The sequence below is a fragment of the Lysobacter sp. DMC104 genome (assembly GCF_056313665.1).
The window spans coordinates 92,750-117,629 of record NZ_JBQUZW010000005.1; the positions used below are offsets into that span (position 1 = coordinate 92,750).

At 69.4% G+C, this 24,880-nt stretch carries 20 protein-coding genes; 8 read left to right on the forward strand and 12 right to left on the reverse strand.

Going from position 1 to position 24,880, the window contains the following annotated elements:
• Positions 1 to 130: 130 nt before the first annotated feature.
• The 4 genes from ACT53R_RS08525 to ACT53R_RS08540 are packed head-to-tail and all read right to left on the reverse strand — an operon-like array spanning position 131 to position 5,739.
• A complete protein-coding gene (locus ACT53R_RS08525) occupies positions 131 to 811 on the reverse strand; it encodes a histidine phosphatase family protein (protein WP_476171432.1) in 681 nt (226 codons plus the stop codon).
• Positions 804 to 2,468 (reverse strand): methyltransferase, encoded by a 1,665-nt coding sequence (locus ACT53R_RS08530; protein ID WP_476171433.1) that lies wholly within the window; start codon positions 2,466 to 2,468, stop codon positions 804 to 806. The genes ACT53R_RS08525 and ACT53R_RS08530 overlap by 8 nt, the downstream gene beginning before the upstream one ends.
• The gene (locus tag ACT53R_RS08535; protein WP_476171434.1) at positions 2,465 to 4,816 is read right to left on the reverse strand and encodes a glycosyltransferase; all 2,352 of its coding nucleotides are present in this window, start codon (positions 4,814 to 4,816) and stop codon (positions 2,465 to 2,467) included. Before ACT53R_RS08535 ends, ACT53R_RS08530 begins: the two co-directional genes overlap by 4 nt.
• Positions 4,813 to 5,739, reverse strand: a complete 927-nt coding sequence (locus tag ACT53R_RS08540) for an NAD-dependent epimerase/dehydratase family protein (RefSeq protein WP_476171435.1) — start codon at positions 5,737 to 5,739, stop codon at positions 4,813 to 4,815. Before ACT53R_RS08540 ends, ACT53R_RS08535 begins: the two co-directional genes overlap by 4 nt.
• 847 nt (positions 5,740 to 6,586) lie before the next feature.
• On the opposite strand from ACT53R_RS08540, the gene htpG reads away from it, so the two are divergent.
• From htpG to ACT53R_RS08560, 4 genes are all read left to right on the forward strand, one after another.
• The gene (htpG, locus tag ACT53R_RS08545; RefSeq protein ID WP_476171436.1) at positions 6,587 to 8,512 is read left to right on the forward strand and encodes a molecular chaperone HtpG; all 1,926 of its coding nucleotides are present in this window, start codon (positions 6,587 to 6,589) and stop codon (positions 8,510 to 8,512) included.
• Positions 8,513 to 8,618: 106 nt separating this feature from the next.
• The gene (locus ACT53R_RS08550; protein ID WP_476171437.1) at positions 8,619 to 9,419 is read left to right on the forward strand and encodes a helix-turn-helix transcriptional regulator; all 801 of its coding nucleotides are present in this window, start codon (positions 8,619 to 8,621) and stop codon (positions 9,417 to 9,419) included.
• 90 nt (positions 9,420 to 9,509) lie between these two features.
• Positions 9,510 to 10,598 (forward strand): serine hydrolase domain-containing protein, encoded by a 1,089-nt coding sequence (locus ACT53R_RS08555; protein ID WP_476171438.1) that lies wholly within the window; start codon positions 9,510 to 9,512, stop codon positions 10,596 to 10,598.
• A 70-nt stretch (positions 10,599 to 10,668) separates the two neighbouring features.
• Positions 10,669 to 10,983 carry an SCO4225 family membrane protein gene (locus ACT53R_RS08560; RefSeq protein ID WP_476171439.1) on the forward strand — a complete coding sequence of 105 codons (315 nt, stop codon included), beginning with the start codon at positions 10,669 to 10,671 and terminating at the stop codon, positions 10,981 to 10,983.
• Positions 10,984 to 11,021: 38 nt separating this feature from the next.
• Here ACT53R_RS08560 and ACT53R_RS08565 read toward each other — a convergent pair whose 3' ends face one another.
• A complete protein-coding gene (locus tag ACT53R_RS08565; protein WP_476171440.1) occupies positions 11,022 to 11,585 on the reverse strand; it encodes a hypothetical protein in 564 nt (187 codons plus the stop codon).
• 18 nt (positions 11,586 to 11,603) lie between these two features.
• Here ACT53R_RS08565 and ACT53R_RS08570 point away from each other — a divergent pair, with 18 nt between their 5' ends.
• Both ACT53R_RS08570 and ACT53R_RS08575 read left to right on the forward strand, forming a co-directional pair.
• The gene (locus ACT53R_RS08570) at positions 11,604 to 12,500 is read left to right on the forward strand and encodes a LysR family transcriptional regulator (RefSeq protein WP_476171441.1); all 897 of its coding nucleotides are present in this window, start codon (positions 11,604 to 11,606) and stop codon (positions 12,498 to 12,500) included.
• 39 nt (positions 12,501 to 12,539) lie between these two features.
• Positions 12,540 to 12,932 (forward strand): hypothetical protein, encoded by a 393-nt coding sequence (locus ACT53R_RS08575; protein ID WP_476171442.1) that lies wholly within the window; start codon positions 12,540 to 12,542, stop codon positions 12,930 to 12,932.
• Between the two features lie 33 nt (positions 12,933 to 12,965).
• Here the strand turns inward: ACT53R_RS08575 and ACT53R_RS08580 are convergent, their stop codons facing one another.
• The 5 genes from ACT53R_RS08580 to ACT53R_RS08600 are packed head-to-tail and all read right to left on the reverse strand — an operon-like array spanning position 12,966 to position 17,032.
• Positions 12,966 to 13,739 carry an ATP-grasp domain-containing protein gene (locus tag ACT53R_RS08580; RefSeq protein WP_476171443.1) on the reverse strand — a complete coding sequence of 258 codons (774 nt, stop codon included), beginning with the start codon at positions 13,737 to 13,739 and terminating at the stop codon, positions 12,966 to 12,968.
• A 49-nt stretch (positions 13,740 to 13,788) separates the two neighbouring features.
• Positions 13,789 to 14,427, reverse strand: coding sequence for a DsbA family protein (locus ACT53R_RS08585; RefSeq protein ID WP_476171444.1), 639 nt, complete (start codon positions 14,425 to 14,427; stop codon positions 13,789 to 13,791).
• Positions 14,428 to 14,438: 11 nt separating this feature from the next.
• Positions 14,439 to 15,032, reverse strand: coding sequence for a LysE family translocator (locus tag ACT53R_RS08590; protein WP_476171445.1), 594 nt, complete (start codon positions 15,030 to 15,032; stop codon positions 14,439 to 14,441).
• Between the two features lie 27 nt (positions 15,033 to 15,059).
• Positions 15,060 to 16,157 carry an alpha/beta fold hydrolase gene (locus ACT53R_RS08595; protein ID WP_476171446.1) on the reverse strand — a complete coding sequence of 366 codons (1,098 nt, stop codon included), beginning with the start codon at positions 16,155 to 16,157 and terminating at the stop codon, positions 15,060 to 15,062.
• On the reverse strand, positions 16,154 to 17,032 hold the full coding sequence (locus ACT53R_RS08600) for a dienelactone hydrolase family protein (protein WP_476171447.1): 879 nt from the start codon (positions 17,030 to 17,032) through the stop codon (positions 16,154 to 16,156). Before ACT53R_RS08600 ends, ACT53R_RS08595 begins: the two co-directional genes overlap by 4 nt.
• A gap of 175 nt (positions 17,033 to 17,207) precedes the next feature.
• On the opposite strand from ACT53R_RS08600, the gene ACT53R_RS08605 reads away from it, so the two are divergent.
• Both ACT53R_RS08605 and ACT53R_RS08610 read left to right on the forward strand, forming a co-directional pair.
• Positions 17,208 to 17,960: an SDR family oxidoreductase gene (locus ACT53R_RS08605; protein ID WP_476171448.1), complete on the forward strand. Its 753-nt coding sequence runs from the start codon at positions 17,208 to 17,210 to the stop codon at positions 17,958 to 17,960.
• 31 nt (positions 17,961 to 17,991) lie between these two features.
• On the forward strand, positions 17,992 to 18,999 hold the full coding sequence (locus tag ACT53R_RS08610) for a GlxA family transcriptional regulator (protein ID WP_476171449.1): 1,008 nt from the start codon (positions 17,992 to 17,994) through the stop codon (positions 18,997 to 18,999).
• 10 nt (positions 19,000 to 19,009) lie between these two features.
• Here the strand turns inward: ACT53R_RS08610 and ACT53R_RS08615 are convergent, their stop codons facing one another.
• Both ACT53R_RS08615 and ACT53R_RS08620 read right to left on the reverse strand, forming a co-directional pair.
• Complete coding sequence (locus ACT53R_RS08615; RefSeq protein WP_476171450.1) at positions 19,010 to 22,939, reverse strand: translocation/assembly module TamB domain-containing protein; 3,930 nt, start codon at positions 22,937 to 22,939, stop codon at positions 19,010 to 19,012.
• Positions 22,940 to 22,960: 21 nt separating this feature from the next.
• A complete protein-coding gene (locus ACT53R_RS08620) occupies positions 22,961 to 24,772 on the reverse strand; it encodes an autotransporter assembly complex protein TamA (RefSeq protein ID WP_476171451.1) in 1,812 nt (603 codons plus the stop codon).
• Between the last annotated feature and the right edge of the window lie 108 nt (positions 24,773 to 24,880).

The window sequence follows — 24,880 nt, forward strand, 5'->3', positions numbered from 1 at the left end:
CGGCATGCCGGATGGCCGGAATTCCCGCGCCGAACGCGCGGTCGCTCCGCACAGGCTCATCAACGCGAAGCCCACGGCGTTTCACGATCGTTCGTGATGTCGAGGCCGCACGCGCCGTGGTGAATCCTGCTCAGGACCCGCCGGACGGGCCAATCGGCTGGACGCACTCGTCCCCTCGATAGGCGGCGTGGATCCCCCTTGCCGTCTGCCAGAAAAAGGCGCCCTCCAGATAATCCGGCCAGTTCGCGCGAGCGAATGGCGTGCGGAGGAACCTCGCGACCGTCGCGGTCACCAGCAAGTCGTGTGTCACGAAGACATGGAGACCCGGGACGTTCGTCGTCGAGGCGAGCATCGAGTGGACCAGCGCGCGTGCGGCGTCTGCGGGACGGGCCATTCCCGGCAGCGCTTCCGTCTCCTCGACGAGGTGTCGCATGACCCCTTCGTGGCCGAGCGTCTCCCAATTCGTCCATGCCACGGCCGCGTCGACCACGAACGCTCCCGGATCGCCGAGCGAATGATCCTTCACGACCGGCACGATGTCGGACGCTCCCTCGACGAGCGCCTCGGCGGTTTGCACGCACCTGGCAAGCGGGCTTGTGTGGAGAGTTCGCAATCGACCACGCAGAATCCTTCCCAATGCGGTCGCAAGCTCACGTCCCGCTTCGTTGATCGGCAGGTCGTAGCCGACGTCGCCCGGTGGCAGATCGTCACGAACCGAATGGCGAAGAAGACACGCGACGGCCCTGTCCTTCGGCACCGTTTCAAGAAGCGTCAGCGTCGAACGCGGGATGCGCCACTGCCGTTCAGTCACAGGCCACGCCCACGATCACGGACGGCAGCGCCGGAAGCCGGCGAACCGATTCCATCTCGAAGCGGGCAGCCGACAGCATGCGGCCGAAATCGGCCGAGGTTCGCTCCCGGCCTCCGGTCGACATCAGCAAGTGCAGATCACACAAGGCACCTGCAACGCCGTCCATCGGCATCAGCATTTCCACGACGTACAGCCGTCCACCCGTCGGAAGTGCCGCACGCGCGTGTGCGAGGATCCGGATTGCCTGTGCGTCGTCCCAATCGTGCAGGATTCGCGACAGGATCACCACATCTGCCTCGATGTTCCAAGGCGCCAGCAAATCCCCGCTCTGCCAGCGGACACCCGGCAAGGCGGGCGCCATGTCCACGACCTCCGGCCTCTCGAGCACCATCACGTCCGCGAACGGATGCGCCTCGACGATCATTTCGGCGAGAACGCCGAGGCCGCCACCTGCATCCACCACGCGCTCGTCGCCGCGCAGACCCAGTGCACCGCAGACCGCGCGATAGTCGTGGCGCGCGTAGCTGCGCAGCATGCGGTGATGGCCGGTACAGCGCGTCTCGTCCCGCGCAACGTCGCCGAAGATGTCGGGCGCCTGCCAGCCACTGCCCATCCGCAGCGCGTCCGGGAGTTGGTGCCACAGGGTCGTGAAGGGCCCTGCGTACTCCAGCGCGGCATCGGCCAGGGTGAGGGGGTGATCCGATTGGAGGAATTCTCCCCGGGCCGTGAGTGTCCACTCTTCCTCCCGTCGAGCGGTGATTCCAAGCTCACCAAGTGCCCGCAGCAGCCGCGGCACGAGGTCGGGACGGAGCCGGCACCGTTCGCTGATGTCTTGCTCGCTCGCCGGCAGGATCGCGATGACGCCGAGCTCCACCGCGGCGGCAATCGCCTGGGTCTTCCAGAAGCCCACCATGTCCGCCGAGAGGCCGGCGAATTCCGGGCGTCGCGCCGGACGCAGCTCGACAAGCGTCGATCCGGACTCATCGATGACCTCGAGGCCACCGTCGAACCGCTCGACCCGCGCCTGCCCGTTGTAGAACGGTTCGACCGCATGGAACCGGCGCCGGTACGCAGGCCGACCTGCGAGGTCGACATGCATCCAGCCATCCTCGTCGCGCGCGCGCGCGAAGCCTTTGTGGAACACATCGAGGTCGACAAACCACTTTTCGTGAACCAGTGCGCCGTCGAGGTCGACATGGCTTGAATGGCCATCGTCCGCCTGCACGACGGCGATCCCGTCGCGATAGTCGCCGACGTAACGCCACCGGGAGGCATAGCCGGGCTCGCCGGACGGCGTGATGTGAAAGTAGTGCCCGTCGTGTTCTCTCACCGCGCAGCGCTGTTGCTGGAAGTTCCCGCACCACGCGAATCGCCCGCTATAGGCGTCGGCACCGTCCGGCGTGATGTGCGCCCACCCCGTCACCTGGACGACCGCGGCCAGGCCATCGTAATACCCGAAGGTCCGGACGAAGCGGCGTTCGTAGGCAGCCGAGCCGTCGCGCCGTATGTGCCATGCCTCGGCGCCACGGTGCACGGGAGCCAACCCGGGAGCATGGAATTTCAAGACCGCATCGAAACGTTCGTCATAGACCGGCTTCCCGCAAGCGTCGACATGATGGGTGCCCGCGGGCGCCACGGCCAGGGATTGCCAGCTCATGCTGTCTGGCCAGGTGGTTTGCGCATGTTGCAGCTCCGACAGAGTGGTCGGTCCCGGTAATCGTCCACGAGCGTTCGGTAGCGCTCGCCGTTCCAGATTTCCATGAACCCCTGCTCCGACATGCGGCCGAAATCGCCAAGGGTCCGGCGCTGCAGATCGGGGGCGCAGCAGGGGTCGAAACGTCCCTCGGCATTGATCCATGCCTCCTGTGCGAGAAACGGACACGCGCCGCCACGCGCGATGTCTTCCGTCGCAGAGGGCTCAAGCAGGAAAATGTTCTCGAGCAGTACGTGGTTTCCGTTCGGCAGCGTTCGCTCGGCCGCCGCGTCCCGCGCTTCGAGGACGGCGCGATTCCAGCGCTCGATGGCGTCGGGGCTCCGCCGCATCGATTGCCCGCGGATTTCCTCGAAATGCGCCCACAGGTGGTGCCCTTTCACGCGATCGACGCCAAGATCGATCGCCAGACGCACCATGTCCGCCAGTTCCGCCACGTTCTGCTCCAGGAACGTAAGCTGGAACGTGACCCTGCAGCGATGTCCACCCGATGCCGCATGACGGTCGCGTACCAGGATGAAGTCACGGATATTTTCGAGCGCCTTCTCCCAGCGGCCTCCCGGCATGATGGTTTCGTAAGTGGACTTCCTTGCGCCGTTCCACGAAATCTTCACGTCGGACGTGACCGGAACGATCAGCTCGGCCCACCGCGTGGCCCCGCCCCTGGGGAATGTCCCGTTGGTCGTCAGGTTCAATTTGATGTCGTAGCGGCGGCACAAGCCGAGGATCCGGTCGAAGTGCTCGTACAGCAGGGGTTCTCCCATCGTCGAGGGAATGATTTCCCGGAGCCCGTGCGGCACCGCCTCGGCGACGACGCGTTCGATGGTGTCGAATGGCATCACGCGACGAGGCCGTCCTGCGCGGACTCGCCGCGCTTGCAGCGTGCTGTGCGGTGAGTGCTCTTCGCACATCACGCATCGAAGATTGCAGATGTCTGGATTCGTGTCGAACGTGATGCGCCAGGGCCCTGCCGTCCGCGGGACACGGGCAGCGGAGCGAGACGCGAGCGCCCGCGCGTAAAGCGCCTCGATGTCGCACGCGTGCTGTTGGATCGACGGGATGTCGCCCGAATCGTCGAACAGATATCCGCGCGCCCCCAAGGTGGTAGCAAGGCCGGGCTCGTCGAGCATTCGCTGCATCTGTCCGGAAAGCGCATGCACGGATCGGTGCTCGAACAGCAGGCCATTGACGTCGTGGTGCACGTACTCCGCCATCCCGCCGACATTGGCGGTGATTACCGGCACGCGGGCCTGCTGCGCCTCGTGGATCACGAGGGGCGCGTTCTCCACCCAGACGGAGGGGACGACGATCGCGTCGCAGTGATCGAAGACATCCCGGACGATGGCGTCGTTCTTGTATTCGGGTCGCCACTCGATTCGCTCCGCGGCCTCTTTCGAAAGCGAATCGGCGATTCGTCGCAGCGATGCCGTGTCCTGCCCGCGGGGGCGCCCCCAGATGCGCAGACGTCGCTCGCCCCGCAACATGCCGAAGGCCCGGATGAGGTCGTGGATGCCCTTCGCAGGGATATGCGTGCCGATGTACCCGAACGTGAAGCACTCATCCGCGGCACGCCGCCGTTCGGCCATGCGCTCGCGCGCGAAACCGTAGTCGAGGAACACCATTTTTTCCGGAGGCAATCCGAACTCGTCCCGGAAGCGGTCGTGCAAGTATCTCGACGGCGCAATGAAGGTATCGACCAGTTGTGCCATCTCGCGGACATGTCGCATGCGCCGGCCGACCCAATCCGTCCAGTAGCCGACGTCGGCCTCGCGTTCTTCCGGAGCGCCGCTGAAGTAACGCGCATAGCAACGTTCGGCGCACTTGCGATCTTCCTGGCCGTCGCACGCGGACCATAGCTCGCTGCCGTTTTCCGGAAAGGTCTGCATGAACTGCCCGCGCGGACACATCAGCCAATAGTCGTGGAGCGTGAAGACGATCGGTATGCCGCGGAGTGCGGCCTCGCGCAGGAGCGATGTCGAAAGGTGATTGAGGTGGCCGACGTGCACCACGTCGGGCACGACGCGATCCAGAAGTTCGGCGAACCGCTGGTCGATCCCGACCGCCCGGTATCGATCCTTCAGTCGCGGGTTGTTGACGACATGCACCCGGATGGCGGGCTCATCCGGATCGCGCTCGCTTCGGAGCTGGAAATCCGGTGCGAACGGGTCCTCTTCCCGCGTGAAGACGTGGACCTCGTGTCGCCGGGCGAGCGCGTGGCATAACGTCTGGCTGTAGACCTCGGAGCCCGCGTTGTAGCGCATGGGGTAGCCGTGGATCACTTTCATGATCTTCATTGCGCGATCTCCGTGCCGACGCCGTCGATGTGGAGTTTCCGGAACGCCTGGACGAGCCGGAAAAGCCCGTCCTCCAGCGAAATCACAGGCTGCCATCCCAGCAACGCCATTGCGCGGGCAGGGTTCCCGAAGAAGCGGGCCACGTCGAAGTCGCGCGGCGCGGCTGGCAGGATGGTGGAACCGGACCGTCCTAACCGACAGGCAAGACCGGCCAGCTCACCCAGCGTCGTGGGTCGACCACTGACGAAATGGATCGGCGGCACGGGATGATCCGTGGATTCCAGCAACCCCACGAGGGCGCCGATGCCCCGCGCGACGTCGTCCACGTGGGTGAAGTCGAAGGTGTGTTCCAGCCCGTCGACGCGCAATGTCCGGCCGAGTGCCGCGGCCCGCGCAAAGGCAGGAACCACGCGGTCGGCATGATCGTCCGTGCTCCCGTAGACGTTGGACAGGCGGATCGTGCATGCGCGCACGCCTCGTGACTGGGCTTCGGCGACCAGCCACTCGCCCTGCGCCTTGGAACGTCCATACACGTTCACGGGCTTCAACGCATCGTCTTCTACAACGGGCAGCGCGTCCGGCTGCCCGTACACCTCGCGACTGCTGGCGAAGATCAACCACGGTTTGCGGATGGACTGCTCGGCGGCAACCAGCACGTTGCGGAGGCCATCGACATTGGTCGCGTGACAAAGCTCGGGGTTTCGCTCGCCCCAGACGACACGGGACACGGCCGCGAGGTGGACGATCCCATCGACATCGCTGACGGCATTTCGCACGCGCTCGGGATCACGCACGTCGCCCTGGTGTTGGCCGGCCGCACGAATGTCGAGGCGGACGAGCTGCGATCCGCGCAGGCCGAGGACTGTTTCCAGCCTGGTGCCGATGAGGCCCGAGGAGCCGGTGATCAGGATCCTGCGGGTCATGGTGCGGCCCGCAAGGAAGGCGGGCACATCCTGCAACGCATGCGAGGCGGGTCATCGGACCTGCCCGTAGGCGACGCGCAGCACGCACGATCCAGGCCTGCCGCCCCGGCGCGAGGGCATCGCGCGCACCGAATGAATCCCGTCACCAGCCATGCTCCTGCATTTCGCCATACCGGACAGTGCACCCCCGCGGGCCTCGGGAATTCCCCGGGGCAGGGGCGTTCGTGTGAACGTACCGGATGCCGGACGTGGCGGTCCATTCCATTTCCGCCTGCTGCTGTCGCGACGCCTCTTTCCCCGGCGTCGCTACGGGCCGAGCCAGCAGCAGTCAGTGCACACGTACCATGGCAGTCTACTTCGTGCCTCGCCGGGATTGGATGCTGCACCTTGCGGAAGATCTCGCGAGGGCCATCCGGCGGGAGGCGCTTCCGGCAGAGAATCTCCGCACCGAACTTGTGCATCACCCCGGCCACGCCTTTGGCCCTCCTCGTCCTGCATGGAAGGGCGCGCACGGTTGTATCCCGATCCAGCAGAGGTCGTCGAGAAATCGTCGACCGGAGACATCGTGTTCCGCGCAGCGCGCGCAAGGTGAGGCCTCCCGGTCCAGGGTCGACGGATGCAGCTGGAAATCGGAGCACTTGGCGAGGCAGCCGATCTCGGGCCAGTGCTGTGGCGATCAGAGGCGAGGCCGACACGCGGGCCTCCACGGCCCCCCCATTCGGCCCGGGAAATCGGGTGGACGCGCTCGCCACGCTGCCGGCCTTGAAATCGCCAGGATCGCGCCCACCTCCGGGGCATCCCCGGTTTCCCGGGTTTCATCGCCTTCATGCCTCCAGGAGCCCATCGGATGAGCACCGACACCCCCGCCGCGCCCGAAAACACCGCGGCCCCCGAGACCCACGCCTTCCAGGCCGACGTGCAGCAGGTGCTGCAGCTGGTCATCCATTCGCTGTACTCCAACCGCGACATCTTCCTGCGCGAGCTGATCTCCAACGCCTCCGACGCCTGCGAGAAGCTGCGCTTCGAGGCGATCGAGGCCCCGGCGCTGCTGGCCGACGGTGGCGACCTCGCGATCGACCTGCTGCTCGACGACGAGGGCGGCACGCTGACCGTGCGCGACAACGGCATCGGCATGTCACGCGAGGAACTGATGCACAACCTCGGCACGGTCGCGCATTCGGGCACCAAGCGCTTCCTCGAACGCTTCGCCGGCAACGGTCCGGTCGACGCGCAGCTGATCGGCCAGTTCGGCGTGGGCTTCTATTCGGCGTTCATCGTCGCCGACCGCGTCGAAGTCACCAGTCGCCGCGCCGACAGCGGCGAGGCCTGGACCTGGGCGTCCACCGGCGACGGCCAGTTCACGCTGACGCCCGCCGGCGCCGACGCGCCGCGCGGCACGTCGATCCGCCTGCACCTGCGCGAGGACGCCGGCGACTACGCGCAGGCGTGGAAGCTGCGTTCGCTGGTGCGCACGTATTCCGACCACGTGGCGTTCCCGATCCGCATGGAGAAGCCGGCCGCCGCCACCGAAGACGACGCCGAGCCCGCAGTGCCGACGCTGGAGACCATCAACCAGGCCGCCGCGCTGTGGACGCGCCCGAAGAACGAACTGACGGACGAGGACTACCAGGGCTTCTACAAGCATCTAAGCCACGACTTCGAGAACCCGCTGGCGTGGACCCACAACCGGGTCGAGGGCAACCAGAACTTCACCTCGTTGCTGTACGTGCCCACGCACGCACCGTTCGATTTCCAGAGCGGCCGCGACGAGCGCAAGGGCCTGAAGCTGTACGTCAAGCGCGTCTTCATCCTCGATGCCGCCGAGCAGATGCTGCCGGCCTACCTGCGCTTCGTGCGCGGTGTGGTCGATTCCGACGATCTCCCGCTCAACGTCAGCCGCGAACTGCTGCAGGACAGCAAGCAGGTCGAACGCATCAAGGGCGCGCTGGTGAAGCGCACGCTGGACCTGCTGGAGAAGATCGCGAGCGAGGAACCCGAGCGCTACGCCACGTTCTGGGAAGCCTTCGGCAACACGCTGAAGGAAGGCATCGCCGAGGACAGCGGCAACCGCGAGCGCGTGCTCAAGCTGATGCGCTTCGCGACCACGCGCAGCACCGGCGCCACCGACCGCGTGTCGCTGGACGACTACATCGGCCGCATGGCCGGCGCGCAGGAGGACATCTACTACCTCACCGCCGACGGCTGGAACGCGGCGCAGCACCATCCGAAGCTGGAAGCACTGAAGGCGCGCGGCGTCGAAGTGCTGCTGATGCACGAGCGCATCGACGACTGGATGTCCGGCTACCTGCACGAATACGCCGGCAAGCGCCTGCGCAACGTGGCCAAGGGCGAGATCGACCTCGACGCGCTCGGCAGCGCCGAGGACAAGGCGAAGCACGAGGAAGCCGCGAAGGCTGCCGCGCCGCTGGTCGACACGCTGAAGGCCGCGCTGGGCGACGAGGTGAAGGACGTGCGCGTGTCCAACCGCCTCGTGGATTCGGCCGCCTGCCTTGTGCTCGACGAGTACGAGATGTCGATGCAGATGCAGAAGCTGATGAAGTCGCTGGGCCAGGACGCGCCGGCCGGCAAGCCGGTGCTCGAGATCAACCCGGACCATGCGCTGCTGAAGCGTCTGGAAGGCGCCGCCGGCAACGACGCACTGGTCGGCGACTACGCCCGCCTGCTGTTCGACCAGGCGATGCTGGCCGAGACTGGCACGCTGGACGATCCGGCGACGTTCATCGCCCGCGTCAACCGCCTGCTGGCGGGCTGATGCCCCCGGTCGCGCGGGGCGGACCGCCGCCCCGCGTGACCAACGACACACGCCGCCCACGCGCCCCGCGTCCAGACTGCGGGGACGCGACCGCGACGGCGATGCCATGAAGACCTTCGGCCACGGCATGTTCTACGGCGAGACCGACCGGCGTCGCCGCGTCGACGCCATCGAACTGGCCGAACTGCGTCCGACCGTGCCCGAGCACGCAGTCGAGACCCACACCCACAGCGACGCCCACTTCGTGCTGGTGCTGTCCGGGCGCTACCTCAGCAGCGCGCGCGGCATGCCGGCGATCAGCCGCGGCCCCGCGCTGGTCTACAACCCGCCCGGCACCACCCATCGCGACTGCTTCCGCGGCCTCGACGGCGCGCGCTTCCTCACCGTGTCGCTGCCCGCCGCCGCGGTGGCCGGGCGGCGCGATCTGCCGGAAGACGCCGTCCGCGCCAATGCCCGCGGCGAACTCGCGGCGCTGGCGCTGCGCAGCGAACTGCACCGCTGGGACGACGTCTCCGCGCTGGCCATCGAAAGCGGCGTGCAGGCGCTGTTCGACACGCTGGAACGGCGCCATCGACTCGAAAGCAACGACGGCCCGGCGTGGCTGGCCCGCGCCCGCGAACGCCTGCACGACGACTGCGCGCAGCCGCCGCGGATCGAGGAACTGGCGCGGATCGCCGGCGTGCATCCGGTGGCGTTCGCGCGTGCCTTCCGCCGCCGCTACGGCCGCTCGCCCGGCGAATACCTGCGCGAATGCAGGCTGGAACGCGCCGCCGGCCTGCTCCGCGACCGGCGCCTGTCGCTGGCCGACATCGCCGCCCGCGCGGGCTTCGTCGACCAGAGCCACTTCACCCGCAGCTTCCGCCGCGGCTTCGGCTGCACGCCCGGCGCGTGGCGGCGCGGGCGCTGACCGGCGCGCGCGCAACGCCGCCGGTTCACTGCGTACCAAACCGGACGCCGCGGCGCTGGTAGTGTCGTCGCGTCTTCCGGAGCCCCTCGCATGCGCCCAGCCGCCGTCCTGCCCGTCCTGTTCGCGACCGTCTTCGTCGCCGCCCCCGCTCTCGCCGCAGAGGCGCCGTCGCCCGTCACTGCCCCCGCCGTCGGCTTCGACGCCGCGACCCGCGCGATCGAGGCCGGCGAGTACAAGAAGATCACCAGCGTCCTCGTCGCCCGCGACGGCAAGCTGCTGTACGAGCACTACTTCGACGCGAACGACGCCGACGGCGGCCCCGAGGCGCGGCGCAACACGCGCTCGGCGACCAAGACCATCGCCGGCATGCTGCTCGGGCTCGCCATCGCCGATGGCAAGCTGCCGAATGCGCAGGCGCCGATGCTGCCGTACCTCGGCGAGCGCCCGCCGATGCAGAACCCCGATCCGCGCAAGGCGAAGATCACCTTCGAGGACCTGGCGACGATGTCGTCGCTGCTGGAATGCGACGACGAAAACCAGTTCTCGCGCGGCAACGAGGAACGCATGTACCTGGTCGAGGACTGGGTCGGTTTCACTCTCGACCTGCCGATCCAGGGCTTTCCTGCGTGGATGAAGAAGCCCGCCGAATCACCCTACGGCCGCAACTTCCGCTACTGCACCGCCGGCGTCACCACGCTCGGCGCCGCGCTGCAGGGCGCGCTGGGCGAACGCCTCGACGCCTACGCGCAGCGGCGCCTGTTCGATCCGCTGGGCATCGCGAAACCGGAATGGCAGTTCTCGCCGCTCGGCATCCCGCAGGCCGGCGGCGGCCTCGGCCTGCGCAGCCGCGACCTGCTCGCGCTCGGCCAGCTCTACCTCGACGGCGGTCGCGTGCATGGCAAGCAGCTGATTCCCGCCGATTGGGTACAGGCGTCCGTCGCCCCGCACGCCCGCGTCGACGACGGTGTCGAATACGGCTATCTGTGGTGGCGCATGCAGTTCCCCGTGAACGGCAAGACGTGGCAGTCCTTCGCCATGAACGGCACCGGCGGCAACACCGTGCAGGTCTTTCCGGAGCAGCACGTGGTCGTCGTCATCACCACCGCCAACTACGACGTGCCACAGCCGCACCGCCTCGTGATGAAGCTGATGACGGAGCGGTTGTTGCCGGGGTTGTGAGCCGCGCACCAAGGATTTCGCGTAGGGTAGCGGTGAGCGAAGCGAACCCCACCACCGCAGCCGCACGACCATGCCGTGCCACCCCATCCGCCTGCTCGCCCTCCTCTACGCCACGCTCGTGGTCGTCGTCGCCGCATGGACGATCTGCACCGCCATCACCATGCGCGCATCGTCGACGGAACACCTGCTGCCCGCGTTCACGCTGATGATCGTCTGCTTTCCCGCATCGCTCTCGGTGCCCGCCATCGCCACCGCCTTCCCCGGACATTTCGACACCGAACTGTCGCAAGCCGTATGGATCACCTGCTGCGGGTTGTTCCAGGCGCTCGCCCTGTTCCTGATCTCGCGCTCGATCGGTGAGAACAGGACACGGTCGCCAGGTTGAGCGCAGACCTCCGGCGCGGTTGACCGATCACGCCGGAATCAGCCTCGGCGCATGGCCTTCGCGACATCCGCCCAGGTCGGGACGTGGCACATGTACTCCGGCGTCTGTCCCCGCTGGGGACCGAAGAGGAACAGGTTTGGCACGATGCCGATCATCGGTTGCAGCACATCGGTGCGGTCGTCGATGAAGTGGCTGATGCCCAGTTCGCGGCAGTGAATCGCCTTGTCTGGCCGCTTCAGGCAGAACCTTACGCGGTCGCGGGCGATGCCCGTGCGTTCGAAGAACCGATGGTGCTCGAACCATTGCAGCGTACGTTCCTGGATGCGCGGCCCGCACTTCGAGATGATCCAGACCTCACCTTCGAAGCGCTCGACCAATGCAGGCACGACATCGAACATGCCGTCACAGGGCGGGGTGTTCAGGGCGTCGTCCAGCGTGCCGCCGATGAAGGAAGTATCCGGCGACGCGCTGTCACCGGGGCTGATGAGGACGCGACCGACGTCGATGCCGAGTTTCATGATGTACTCCGTGGATTCCTTGGTTTCGATGGCGTGAATTGCACACGCCTTGTCTATCCACGGGAAATTGATTTGTCGGAGCATCTATAGAAAAATCGGATAATGAATATTTTGCGCGATGTCTCGATCGATGCGCTGCGCGCCTTCGCGGAATTCGCCGAAGACGCCAACTTCAGCCGCGCAGCCCTCCGGCTGCACCTCTCGCAACCCGCGCTCCATGCCAAGGTCGGGAAACTCGCCGAGGCCGTCGGGCGCCCGCTGTACGTGCGGCGCGGGCGGGCGATCGAGATCACCGACGCAGGCAGGCGCGTGCAGCGCTTCGCCCGCGAGATCTGCGCTTCGATGGCGTCATTCCAGGACGAACTGCTGGACCGGAACGCGGCGCAGCCGGTCGTGCTCGCCGCGGGCGAAGGCGCGTTCCTCTACCTGCTCGGCCCGGCCATGCGCGCGCACCTGGCGACGCGCGGACATGCGCTGCAGTTGATGACCGCCGACGGCGCTACCGCCGTCGAGGCGGTGCGCAACGGCAAGGCGCACCTCGGCGTGGCATGCCTTGAATCATCACCTCGCGACCTCGCCGTCACGCCGTTGACCCGGGTCGGACAGGTGCTGGCGCTGCCGAGGAAACACCCGCTCGCCGCGCGTCGCAGGCTGCGCCTGCGGGATCTTGCAGGCGCCGGACTCATCGTGCCGCCCGCGGGCCGCCCGCATCGCACGATGCTCTCGCAGATGCTGCAGTCGGCAGGCGTGCCATGGCATGTCGCGGTCGAGGCGAACGGCTGGGAACTCATGCTGCAACTGGTGCGACTGGGCATGGGTCTCGCCGTGGTGAACGCCTGCTGCCGCGTCCCGGCCGGCGTGACGACGCGACCCCTGCCTGAATTGCCGGCCTTGCAGTACATGGTGTTTTCGCGCAGGGAAGGCGTCACCGGCACGGCACAGGCGCTGCGGCAGACCATGCTGACGCACGCGGAGGCATGGTCGTCGACGGGCGCCTAGGCGGACCTGTCATCCACGCAACATCGTGAATGCAACACCATGTCGGGCGCAAAACATCCGGCCTGCGCTTATCCTTTCGGCATCGCCTCGCCGCTGCCGGCATGGCTTGAATCAGGCACAAGTCGCATGTCACCAACCAGCGGAAGAAACGATTCGAGCGATGGCTTCGATCCGCGCTTGCTCATCGATGCCGCGAAAGAGCAGGCCCCCGGATGCCCATGGCTTCCGGATGCGCTGGCACGTTGCGGTGCTGGCGAATGGGAAAGCCGTGCGTATGTCGTTTATGTCGCGAGACAGAACCCGGACCGGCCAGGATCCGATTGGCAGTTCCAGAACAACATCGTCCTCCACCACGTGAAATTCGGCATGGTGATCATCGACATCCTGATCGGAAATCGCATCGGAGGCATCGAACTGGTCGACAGGATCTAGGCGTGTCGAAGCAATGGCGGGCCAGGGCCCGCCCTACGCTTCCATCTCCTCCAGCGCCGCCACGATCCGCTGCACGTCGCCGGCGTAGAAGCCGGCCGAGTTGATCGTGTTGATCTCGACGATCCGCGGGCCGTCGGGGGTGTCGCAGACGTCGATGACGAAGGCGCGGTGCGGTTGCCAGTCGGTGATGGCGGCCATGACGAAGCGGTCCAGGCGTTCGTCGACGTCGGCGGCATACACGACGCGACGGCCGAGTTTGTACAGTGACTTCGTCGCGATGCGGCCATCGACGACCCAGAACCGGTATTCGGCATGGATCGTCTTCGGCACGCACAGCTGCACCTGCGTCGTCGGCGCGAGGCTGGTGCCGTAGTCTTCTTCGAGATCGCACACCTGCCGCTGCCACGCCTCGAATTCACCGGGGTCGAACACACGGCCGGCGAAATACTTGGAGTCGTCGATGGGGCGCAGGAAGGTCGGCTGATCCAGCAGCACGTCCTCGAACGCCATCACCCGCGAATCGGCGTTGAGCATGCGCTCGCCCCACGCGGCCAGCTGCGCGCGGAAATCCTGCTCGAACAGGTCGTAGACGCCCGGCGTCCAGCCGTGCGCACGCGCCGCGTGGCGCATCGAATACGAGCCGAAGCACACCGCCTTCTGGTGGCGCAGCACCGGCAACGGCTCCAGTTCACCGACGAAGGGCACGACCTTGTGGACGCTGTACGGCAAGTCGAACTGTTCGAGCGTCGAGACGAGCGTGTCCCACTCGTGCTCGCGGAACAGGTTGGTCTGCAGGATCCAGTGCATGCGCCCCCCTGAAAATGCGCATGCTACCCGACGCGCGGACGTGGGTGCTTCACCCCGCCGGCTTGCGCACCGCCCCCACCGGCAGTTCCTCCAGTCGCCGCATCTCCGGCGTGTCGAACAGCGCGCGGTCTCGGAGGTAGTCCAGGAGCATGTCGGTCGCGTCCTCGCCCCAGAACAACTGGCCATCGATGAGCACCGTCGGCACGCCGAAGATGCCGTCCGCGACGGCGCGATCGAAGTTGTGCTGGAGCGTGACGCGGACGCCGGCGTCTTCCAGCGCTGCGGCCGGATCGGCGATGGCGAGCCGCGCGGCGAGTTCGGCGATGCGTTCGGGCGTGTCGGGCAACAGGCCTTCGCGCCAGATGAAATCGAACACGGTGTCGACGGCTTCGGGCGTCGTGCCCGCGGCCACGCACAGGCGCAGCGCGGTCACCGGGCTGAACGGATGCACGGGCGGGAACGTGAACGCGATGCCGTCGCGCGCCGCGCGCCACTGCACGTGGCGATACGAGAACAGCCGTTTCGCCGGGATCTCGGCGGGGCCCTTGTGGCCGTGCAGGTTGAGCAGGCCCGCGAACAGGATCGGCCGCAGCTCGAAGCTGCAATCGCGCAGCGTCTTGATCCGCTGCCATTGCAGATAGGCGAAGGGCGAGATGACGTCGAAATACCAGACGGCGTGCGTCGACATGGGGGATGTCCTCAGAGGAAGACCAGCAGGCAGGAGACCGCGGTCAGGATCGCCAGCGCGCGGCGCGGCCAGCGGGCGGAACGTGCATCGGCGAGCGAGGCGCGGAAGACGCCGCCGAACGCCGTCCACGCCACGATGGACGGCACGCCCATCGCGGTGAAGGCGAACAGCAGCACGGCGATCGACGGCCAGTAAGCGGCGCCGGGCAGCGAATACGTGCCGACGGCGCTCGTCGCCATCATCCACGCCTTCGGATTGACGAACTGGAACGCCGCGCCGCGCAAGAAGCCCATCGGTGGCGCATCGGCCCGGCCGACGATCGCATCCGATCGCCACAACTTCCACGCGAGTTGGAGCAGGTAGGCGACGCCGATCGCCTTCAACGCCAACTGCAGCACGGGAAAGCGCACGAACGCGGTGCCGAGTCCCGCCGCCACGGCGAGGATCAGCAACAGCAGGCCGATCTGGAAGCCGGCCATCATCGGCAACGAGCGGCGCAAACCGACCTGCAACCCGGACGCGGCCAGCATCAGGTTGTTCGGCCCCGGCGTTCCGGTCGCGACCAGCGCGAACACGGTCGCGGCGACGATCAGGCGTGCATCCACGTGCGTCGATCCCCGATCACGATGGCGTCAATGCGCGTGCAGCGCGTCGAGCACGTCGGCGACGGCATCGATCACCGCCTGCGGCTGGTCGATCTGGATGTTGTGTCGCGACATCGGCACCATGCGCTGCGTGCCGCGGGTCGACAGCGCCGCGGTCTGGCGATGCGCGACGACGTAGGCGTTGTAGCCGATCTCGCCCAGCGGCGGCGTCATGTCCCACAGGCTGTGGGTGAGCACGACCACGGGCTTGTCGCCGAACGGATGCGTGCCATCGAACAGCGCGGCGTAGCGTGCGTCGGCCGCGGCGTCGGGCACGTACGGGCACACGGCGATCTCCGCGGCCTGCGTCTCCTGGTAGGCGATGCTCGCTTGCAGTCGCTTGCGTTCGGCAAGGATCACCGGCCCGAGCGGCGCGCGCACCGGATCGGTGCACTGCGCGTAGCGCGCATCGTCGAGCTTGCCGGCGCGGGCGTCACGCGCGCAGTCGCGGAAGTGGTCGACGGCTTCGCGGATGCCGCCCTCGTCGTCCGCACGCGCGTCGCGCACCAGCGCCTCGCCGAAGCGCGGCGCCAGCACCGGGCCGACCCGCGCCCACATCCTTTCCTCGGCCGGGTCGACCAGCACCAGCCCGGCGACCTGCTGCGGATACATCGCCGCGTAGAGCTTCACGTTGAAGCCACCCAGCGAATGCCCGACCAGCAGCAGCGGGCCGTCGACACCGGCACCGGCGAGCAATGCATGCAGATCGCGCACGAGGTTCGCGGGCGTGGCCGGGCGTGACGCGGGATCGCTGTAGCCCATGCCGGCGCGGTCATAGCTGCACGCCCGCGTGCGCGTGGCGACGGCCGGCTGGATCAGTGCCCACGTGCTGGACCAGTCGCTCAGCCCGGAATCGAAGACCACCGTCGGCGTGCCTTCGCCCATGCAAAGCAGATTCATGCGCCGGTCGGGCTCGACCTCGATGCGCTGGTGCGGATGCACGTAGTCGTCGGCGACGCGCTCGACCGGCAGCGCGGCGGGACCGGCAGCGGACGCGACGCCCGCAGTCGAGCACAGCCAGGCGGCTGCGATCGAACGCAGGCGATCGCACGCTTGCGTGACGATGCGATGGCGAGACGCACTCACGACGCCACCACCGCGGTACCGGATGGCGCGTCCAGCAACCGTTCGCGCAGGAACGCGATCACTTCGTCGCGGGCCTGCAACGTCGGATGCCCGGCTTCGTCGACGAGGTGCGCGGTGAACACGCTGTGCGGCGAGCGCACGACATCGCGGAAGAACGGCGGCGGATCGGGATTCGCCGCGCTGTCCGGCAGCACGCGGGCGACGAAGCGCGGACCGAGCGCATCGCGATACGCGGCGAAGCGTTCGGCGCGGCAGTGCGCGTCGCCGTCGAAGCGGTAGCCGAGCACGCGCAGGTCGTCGCGCTCCAGGCGTGCGCGCACCGCGGCGAGTTCGTCCGCGCCCATGTCGATCGCGGCGGGAGATTCCAGCGGCAGCGACGGCTGCGCCAGCACCGGCGCGATCACTGCGGGTTCCAGCACCATCGACAGCGCGAAGTTTCCGGTGAAGCACATGCCGATCGCGCCGACGCCCGGGCCGCCGTATTCGGCATGCGCCTGCCGCGCCAGTGCCCGCAGCCAGCGCGCGATCGGACGTTCGCCGCCATCGGCGAGCGCGCGGAACTCGGCGCGGACGCAGGTCTTGCGGAACACCTCGACGCCCTCCTGCGCCTGCGGCAAGGCGCCATCGCGCCCGAACAGGGAGGGCAAGTACACGGTGAAACCCGCGTCGCGCACCCAGCGCGCGAACCGCGCCACGTCGGGCGAGATGCCGGGCATCTCGGGCATCACGATCACCGCCGGACCATGGCCGGCGACGTGCACGCGGCAGGCGATGTCGTCGAACGCCAGCGTGCGCGACACGAAATCCTCCAGTGGGTCGTCGATGCGGGCGGCAGGCGCCGCAGCGGCATTTCCTTCGACCGTTGATGCGTTCATCGCGTGCCCCGTTGCGTCGGAAGCGACATTGCACCCGCACGGTGCCCGGGCGGGGAGTGCCGGAAACGACAGCTTTCGTGCGGAATCCGACAACGGCCGAAGCACCGGTTTCCGGGTTATCGTGGCCCGGTCCGCGGCCTTGTCCGTGTCCATGCATGTACCCGGGAGATTCCGCATGCCCCTGCATCCATCGGTGATGGTGATCACCGGAGCGAGTCGCGGCATCGGCGCCGAAACCGCGCGCCGTGCCGCCACGCGCGGCCATGCGGTCTGCGTGAACTACCGCCGCGACGCCGACGCGGCCGAGGCGGTGGTCGCCGGGATCCGCACGCAGGGCGGGACGGCGCAGGCGGTGCAGGCCGACGTCTCCCGGCAAGAGGACGTCGAGCGCCTGTTCGCCGCCGTCGACGCCATGGGCACGCTGGTCGCGCTGGTGAACAACGCCGGCATCCTCGAACGCCAGATGCGCGTGGACGCGATGGACGCCGATCGCCTGCACCGCGTGTTCGCGACGAACGTGATCGGCACCATGCTGTGCGCGCAGCAGGCGGTGCTGCGGATGTCGACCGCACACGGCGGCCACGGCGGCGGCATCGTCAACGTGTCGTCGGTGGCGGCGCGCACCGGCTCGCCCGGCGAATATGTCGACTACGCTGCGAGCAAGGGCGCGATCGACACGTTCACGCGCGGACTCGCGGCGGAAGTCGCCTCGCACGGCATCCGCGTGAACGCGGTGCGGCCCGGCTTCGTGCACACCGGCATCCACGCCGACGGCGGCGAACCCGGCCGCGTCGCGCGGCTGGCACCGTCGATCCCGATGCAGCGCGGCGGCGAGCCCGGCGAAGTCGCCGAGGCGATCCTGTGGCTGCTGTCACCGGCGGCGTCGTACTGCACCGGCACCTTCATCGACGTGGCGGGTGGCCGGTGATTCCGCACGACGTTTTCATCAAGGCATCGCCATGAAGGACTTCGAGATCCTCGTCTTCGAGGGCGCGTACCCGAGCAGCGTGGCGATGAGCCGCGACATCCTCGACGCGGCCTGCACGCTTGCGCGGAAGCTTGGTTTGCCGGTGCCCGGCTGGGGCCTGTATTCGCTGCATGGCGGACGCCTGTCGCTGCGCGACGGCATCAGCGTGGAGACGCGGCCGCTGCCGCCGCGCCGCGCGGGCCTGCGCTCGGTGTGCGTGCTGCCCGGGCTGGGCACCGATCCCGCGTCGATCCTCGCCCGCATGCGCACGCCCGACGGCCGCGCGATCGCGCGCCGGCTGGCGACGCACGTCGCGCGCGGCGGCGAAGTCGCGGCCTCGTGTTCGGCGGTGTTCGTGCTGGCCGCAGCCGGCCTGCTCGAAGGGCGGCGGGTCACCACGACGTGGTGGCTGGGCCCTGCGCTCGCGCAGCAGGTGCCCGGCTGCCGCGTGGACACCGACCGCATGGTCTGCGCGGACGGGCCGGTAGTCACCGCCGGCGCCGCGTTCGCGCACGCCGACCTGATGCTGCACCTGCTGCGCGATCGTTTCGGGCCGAAGCTCAGCGAGTCGGTGGCGAACATGCTGCTGCTGGAGCATCGCCATGCGCAGGCGGCGTTCGTCATCCCCGAAGTGCTGGCGAGCGGGCACGCGCTGGTGTCGCAGCTGACGGCGCGGATCGAGGCCGCGTTCCCGCAGGTGCCGCCGGTCGCCGAACTGGCGCGCGCACTGTGCGTCTCGGAGCGCACGCTGGCGCGGCATGTGCGCCAGGCGACCGGCAAGGCGCCGCTGGCGTTCATCCAGGGCATCCGCCTGCAACGCGCGCGGACGTTGCTGCACAACAGCCGCATGAGCGTCGACCAGGTGGCCGCGCACGTGGGCTACCAGGACGCCACCGCGCTGCGCCGGCTGATGCGCAAGACCACCGGCGCCACGCCCGCGCGGTTCCGCGCACAGGTGGAGGTGGAGGCGCCTGCCCGCACACGACGCACGACACCGTGATGCGCGCGGGTCAGCGCTCCTTGCGCCAGTTCACCGAGCCGCGATGCTCGATCGTGCTGGTCTCGATCTCGATGTCGAAGCCCTTGCGCAGCAGGTACTTCAGCGTGAGCACCTGGCCGGTACCGAGCAGCGACACGCCGTAGCTGACGTACAGCCGCGGCGAGAGGTACTTGCCGATGCCGACCACGCTGCCGCCGAGCGCGCGCGATTCGCTGACGCCGGCGTCGTCGAGGCCGATCTTCGCGCCCAGCTGCGACGCCAGCAGGTTGCCGGCCGACAGCGCGGCGGTGGCGGCGCTGAGCTGGCGGGTTTCGCTGGCGTTGGCGCTGGACAGCGGACGGCCCAGCGCGAGGTAGGCCAGTGCCTCGGATTCGCTGGTCGCGGGATTGCTCCACACGTGCGCGACCGGCGCCGAGGCGCGGCCGCTGACGTCGATACCGGCGGTGACGTCGCCCACTTCGCGTTCGGCGCGCACGTCGACGATGGGATCGCCGAACGCGGTGTTCGACCACACCAGCCGGCCGCGGGTGATGTCGAGTTTCTGGCCGTAGGCGGTGTAGCGGCCGTCGACGTCGAGCGAGCCGGTGGCGACGGTCTCGCGGCCCGGGCGCGCGCGCATGCGCACGCTGCCGCCGAGGCTGCCGTCCAGGCCGAAGCCGTGCAGGCGCACGTCGTCGCCCATCACCAGCGCGAGGTCGAGGTCGAGCGGCGTGCCGCCGCTGCGCTCGGGATCGGCCGGGTCCAGCACCACCACGTCGGACGATCGCGACACGCCGGTGTCGAGGCGTTCGAGGTCGACGCGCGCGCTGGGGATGCGCACGGTGCCGGTGACCGACAGCGGCTGGCCGGCGGCGTAGCGCACGACCACCGAGGGATCGACCACCGCGTGCAATTCACGCGTGTCGGAGACCAGCACCTGCTCGCCGGTCAGCGCGAGCCGCAGCGGCGTTTCCGCGTCCTGCCAGCCCAGCGTGCCGTCGATGCGCAGCGTGCCGTCGCCGCTGCGCACGCTGCCGGCCAGCGTCGCGCTGCCGTCGGCCTGCGCGTCCAGGCGTACGTCGCCGTCGCGCAGGCTCAGCGCCAGCGCCGGCAATTCGGTACGGAAGTCGCTCAGCCGCGCCTGCCCGCCCAGCGCCGGTGCCGCACGCGTGCCGGCGAGCGTGATCCGGCCCTGCAGGTGGCCCTGCGGTTCGACGATGTCCGGCGAGAACAACTCCAGCCACGTCAGCGAACGCGTGTCGACGTCGACCGTGCCGCGCAGCGGCGCGTAGCCGTCCCAGCCGGTCGCCAGCTGCGCGGACACGCGGCCGTCGGGGCTGAGCGCCGCGGCCAGCGTGGCGTCGACGCCGTGCGGATCGAAGCGACCGTCGAGCACGAGGTCGCGATAACCCAGCACCTCGCGCGCGCCCAGCGCGAGCCCGCCGTCGGAAGAACGCACGTGCGCGGTGCCCTGCCACGCGCCGCCCTGCGGCCGCACGCGGGCGTCGAGATCGATCGCGCCGCGCAGCGCCCAGCGCTGTCCGCGGCCGGTGGTGGTGTGCGTATCCGGCGCGAGGTACGGCGCCAGCAACGCCAGCGGCAGCGCCTGCGCGCGCACGTCGGCGCGGGTCGGCCAGTCGACGTCGGCGCAGAGATTGCCGGTGCGGTCGTCGGTGGCGAAGCAGCTCGACGCGATGCGCAGGCGGAACGCGTTGCCCTGCGGCGTCGCGGCGAACGCCGCCGGTGCCTGCAACGTCCACGCCGCGCCGGTGGTCGGCACCAGATGCAGCGTCGCCAGCGTGCCGGCCCAGGTCGCGTCGCGCCGCGCGACGTTGCCGGACAGCGCGACGCGACCGACGTCGGCCACGGCCTCGCCGTCGACCTGCAATCGCTCGATCGCGCCGCGCGCCGACAGGTGCAGCGTCTGCAGCGCGAGGCCGGCGTCGACGCCGGTGGCATCGACGGTCAGCGCGCCGACCGCGCCGTCGCGCCACGGCAGCCGGCCCTGCGCGCGCAGCGACTCCGCGGTGTAGCCGGCGACGCGCACGCCGTTGCCGGTCAGGTCGACCGCGATGTCCGGCTGCGCGCGCGGCCCGGTGAGGCGCAGCGTGCCGCGCAGCGCGCCCTGCGCGGTCGGCAGCAGGTCGTCGAGATGCAGCGGCGCGAACGTCGCGTCGACGTCGAAGCGTTCGGCGATGCGGCCCTTGGCATCGACGCGACTGCCGCCGAGCGTCAGCGCCACGGTGCCTTCGCCGTCGGTGCGGCCGTCGGCCTTCGCGGGCAGGTGCGCGAGCACGTGCGCGCGGCCGCCCAGCGCGCGACTGCGCAGGCGACCACCGAGGCGATCGGCGTCGACCAGCACGTCGAGGCCGCCGTCGCCGCGTGTGCTGCCGGTGCTGCGCAGCGCGCCGTTCACCGCGCCGCGCCAGTCGGGCAGCAGGTAGCCGGGATCGAAGCCGGCGAGCGTCGCATCCGCCTGCCAGCGCAGCGCGGGCGACCACGCGACCTCGCCGGTGGCGTCGAGTCGACCGCCCGGCATCGTCGCGCGCAGCGCGCCGATCTTCGCGGCCTTGTCGTCGCCGCGCGCCTGCATCGCCAGCTGCGCACGTTCGTCGCCGCGCACCAGCGTCGCGGTGCCGTCGGCGGTCCAGTCGCGCAGGCGGCCGGCGAGCTTGAAATCGCCGTCGCCGGTCACCGCGACCGCATCCTTGGCTTCGCCCTGCCAGCGCAGGCCGCGGGCCTGCACGCGGCCGTCGAAGCGCGCGTCCGCAGGCACGGTGAAATCGGCACGGCCGTCGGCGCGCACGTGGCCGCCAAGCACGTCGATCGCGAGCGGCGCGAGCAGCAGCGTCTGGTGCTCGATCGTCACCTTCGACGGCTGCACCGTCGCGACGAACGTGTCCTGCGCCACGCGGCCCTGCATCGTCGCGCTGCCACCCGTGCCGTCCGCGCGCAGGTCGAAGACGTAGGGCGGTACGTCGTCATCGGTACCGGTCAGCGCGGCGAGTGTCAGCGCGTCGCCCTTCGCGGCGAAGGTCCAGCGCGGCACATCCTCGCCGACGAGGTGCAGTCGCGCCGAGACCGGGCCCGGCGCGCGGCCCGCCAGCGCGACGTCGAGCGCGCGCAGGTCGCCGCGCGCGACGAGGCCCAGCGTCGCCGGCGTGCGGCCGGCGGCGGCGGGCAGGCGCGCGCCGACGACGAGGTCCATGCGGTAGCGATCGCCCGGCGCGTAGTCGCCGTGCAGCGTGAAGCGGCCGCGATCGGTGTCGGCGTCGAGATGTTCGACATGCAGGGCGCCCGCTTCGGCGCGCAATCCGCCGCGCAGGCGGCGCACGTCGACGACGCCGTCGCCGGCCTGCGTCACCGCGAGGCCGTCGATCGCGATCGCATCGGCCTCGATCGCCAGCGGCGGCGCGATCTGCGGCAGCGATTCCGGCCAGCGCGGCAGCTCGAACGGCGTGTCGTCCTCCGGCAGCGACAGCGTCGCGCCGGTCACCGCCAGCGCATCCAGCCGCAGGCGGCGGCCGAGCAGCGGTTGCAGCGCGGGATCGAGCATGAGCGCCTTCGCGGTGAACACCGTTTCCAGCGGCGTGGCGCAACCGGGATACGCGACCGGCTTGCCGTCGCGATCGGGGCAGCCGCGATGCACGTAGCGCACGTCGTGCAGCGTCATCGGCCCGGACGCGGGGCCTTCGGCGCGCGACCACGTCAGCGAATCGCCTTCGGGCAGGCGCGCGACGATCTGCCGCAGCAGCACGTCGCGGCCGCCCAGCGTGTTGAGCAGCCAGTACAGCAGCACGACCGCGCCGACGGTCAGCGCCGCCAGCGACAGCGCGCCGCGGATCGCCAGCCAGCGCAGACGCGCGCGGCGACGGTCGCGCAATTCGGCGATGCGCGCCTCGCGCGCTTCCTGCGGCTGCGGCGGTTCGACGGGCGGGGTGTCGGGCGGATTGTCAGGCATGGGCTCGTCCGTGCGCATGGCTCAGAGATCCGCGCCGAGGTTGATGTGCAGCGTCACCTTCGAATCCGGATCGTCCAGGCCGTGGCCGATGTCGATGCGCAGCGGGCCGACCGGCGATTTCCAGCGCACGCCGATGCCGACGCCGGTGCGCCAGCGGTCGATGCGGCCGTCGAAGGCGCTGCCGCCGTCGACGAACACCGCCGCGCCCCAGGTCGGCGTGAAGTAGCGCTCGTACTCGGCGCTGGCGACGACGACGTTCTTCGCGCCGACCGAATACAGGCCGCGGTCGGTCTCGATGCGCGGGCCGATCTCGCGGTAGCCGTAGCCGCGCACGCTGCGGTCGCCGCCGGCGTAGAAGCGCAGGCTCGGCGGCATGTCGACCAGCGCGCCACTGAAGGTGTGGCCGAGTTCGCCGCGCACGATCAGCCGGTCCTGCGGGCCCAGGCCGCGGAACCAGCTGCCGCGCACGTGCACCTGGGCGAAGTTGGCGTCGGAGCCCAGCGCGCTGGCGCCGGCGCGCAGCGTGAGCGCGCCACCGAAACCACGGCGTGGCGCGATGCGGTCGTCGACGTTCGCGTATTCGGCGACCAGCGCCGGGAAGGTGGCAGTGGCGTAGCGGTACTGGACCGGCGCCAGCGCGCCGCCGCCGTCGTCGGCCAGCGCCGGGTAGGCCCAGCGTTCGCGCAGCACGTGCATCGACGCGACGAGGTTGAGGTTGCGGCTGTACTGGCCGCTGCGGCTGCCGACGAATTCCATCCGTCGCGAGTCGATGTAGTCGGTCTGCTCGTCGGCGAACTGCAGGCCGGCGGTGTACCAGCCGTCGCGCCACGCGAACGCCGGCACGCGGTACTGCAAGGTCAGCGTCTTGCGCTTCTCGGCGTAGTCCAGCTGCGCCAGCGCCTTGTGGCCGCGCGAGTTGAGATAGCGCCGCTCGACGCCCATCGACACACCGGCGCCGCTCTCGGTGCCGTAGCTGGCGCCGAGGCTGTAGATGCTGCGCTTGGCCGGCGTCAGCCGCACGGTCACCGGCACGCGGCCGTCGACGGCGTCCTCGGGCCGCGGCTCGATGTCGATGCGGCTGAAGTAGTCGAGCCCGTCGAGCGACTTGCGCAGGCGGTCGAGGCGGCCCTGGTGGTAGTACTCCCCTTCCTTCCAGTAGATGAAGCGACGCAGCAGCGCGTCGCGCACCGCCGGCTTCGGGCCCTGGTCGAAGACCACCTCGCCCATGTCGTAACGGTTGCCGCTGTCCCAGCGCAGGTCGATGTCGGCGGCGCGTTCGGCGCGGGTCACTTCGACGCGACGGGCGAGGAAATCGGCGTCGAAATAGCCGCGCTCGGCGAGGCGGCGGGTGATGAACGCCTTGCTCTTCTCGTAGGTCGCGTGCTCGAACACGTCGCCGACCTTCGGCTGGAAGGCGTCCAGCTCCTGCTTCAGGTAGCGGTCGTCATGGCCTTCGCCCTCGATGGCGACCGTCGCACTGCGCACGCGCACCGGCTCGCCGGGCGCGACCGTGATGCGCACGTCGACCTTGGCCTCGGGCGCGAGGCCTTCGACCGACGCGGGCACGGTGGCGATGGTGATCTGCGGCGAATAGCGGCCGAACGGTTCCAGCGCCTCGCGGGCCTCGTCTTCGGCCACGCGCAGCAGATAGGCCAGGCGCGCATCCGACACCGCCTTGCCCTGCGCATCCTCCAGCGACAGCGCGGCATGGACGTTCGTGGTCATCGCCGGATCGAGGCCGGTGACGTCGACGGTGCCGATCGTCGCCGCGTGGGCCGCGCCGCAACACAGGACACACACGGCGGCGGCGACGGGACGAGGGGCGATCGGCATCGCGACAGGATAACCGCCGCCCGCGACACCCCGGCCGCATGACGCGGCGGCCGTTCATCTTGCAATCGAGGCCGCGCGCGATCGTGCGCGGCCTCGGCGGGACGCAGA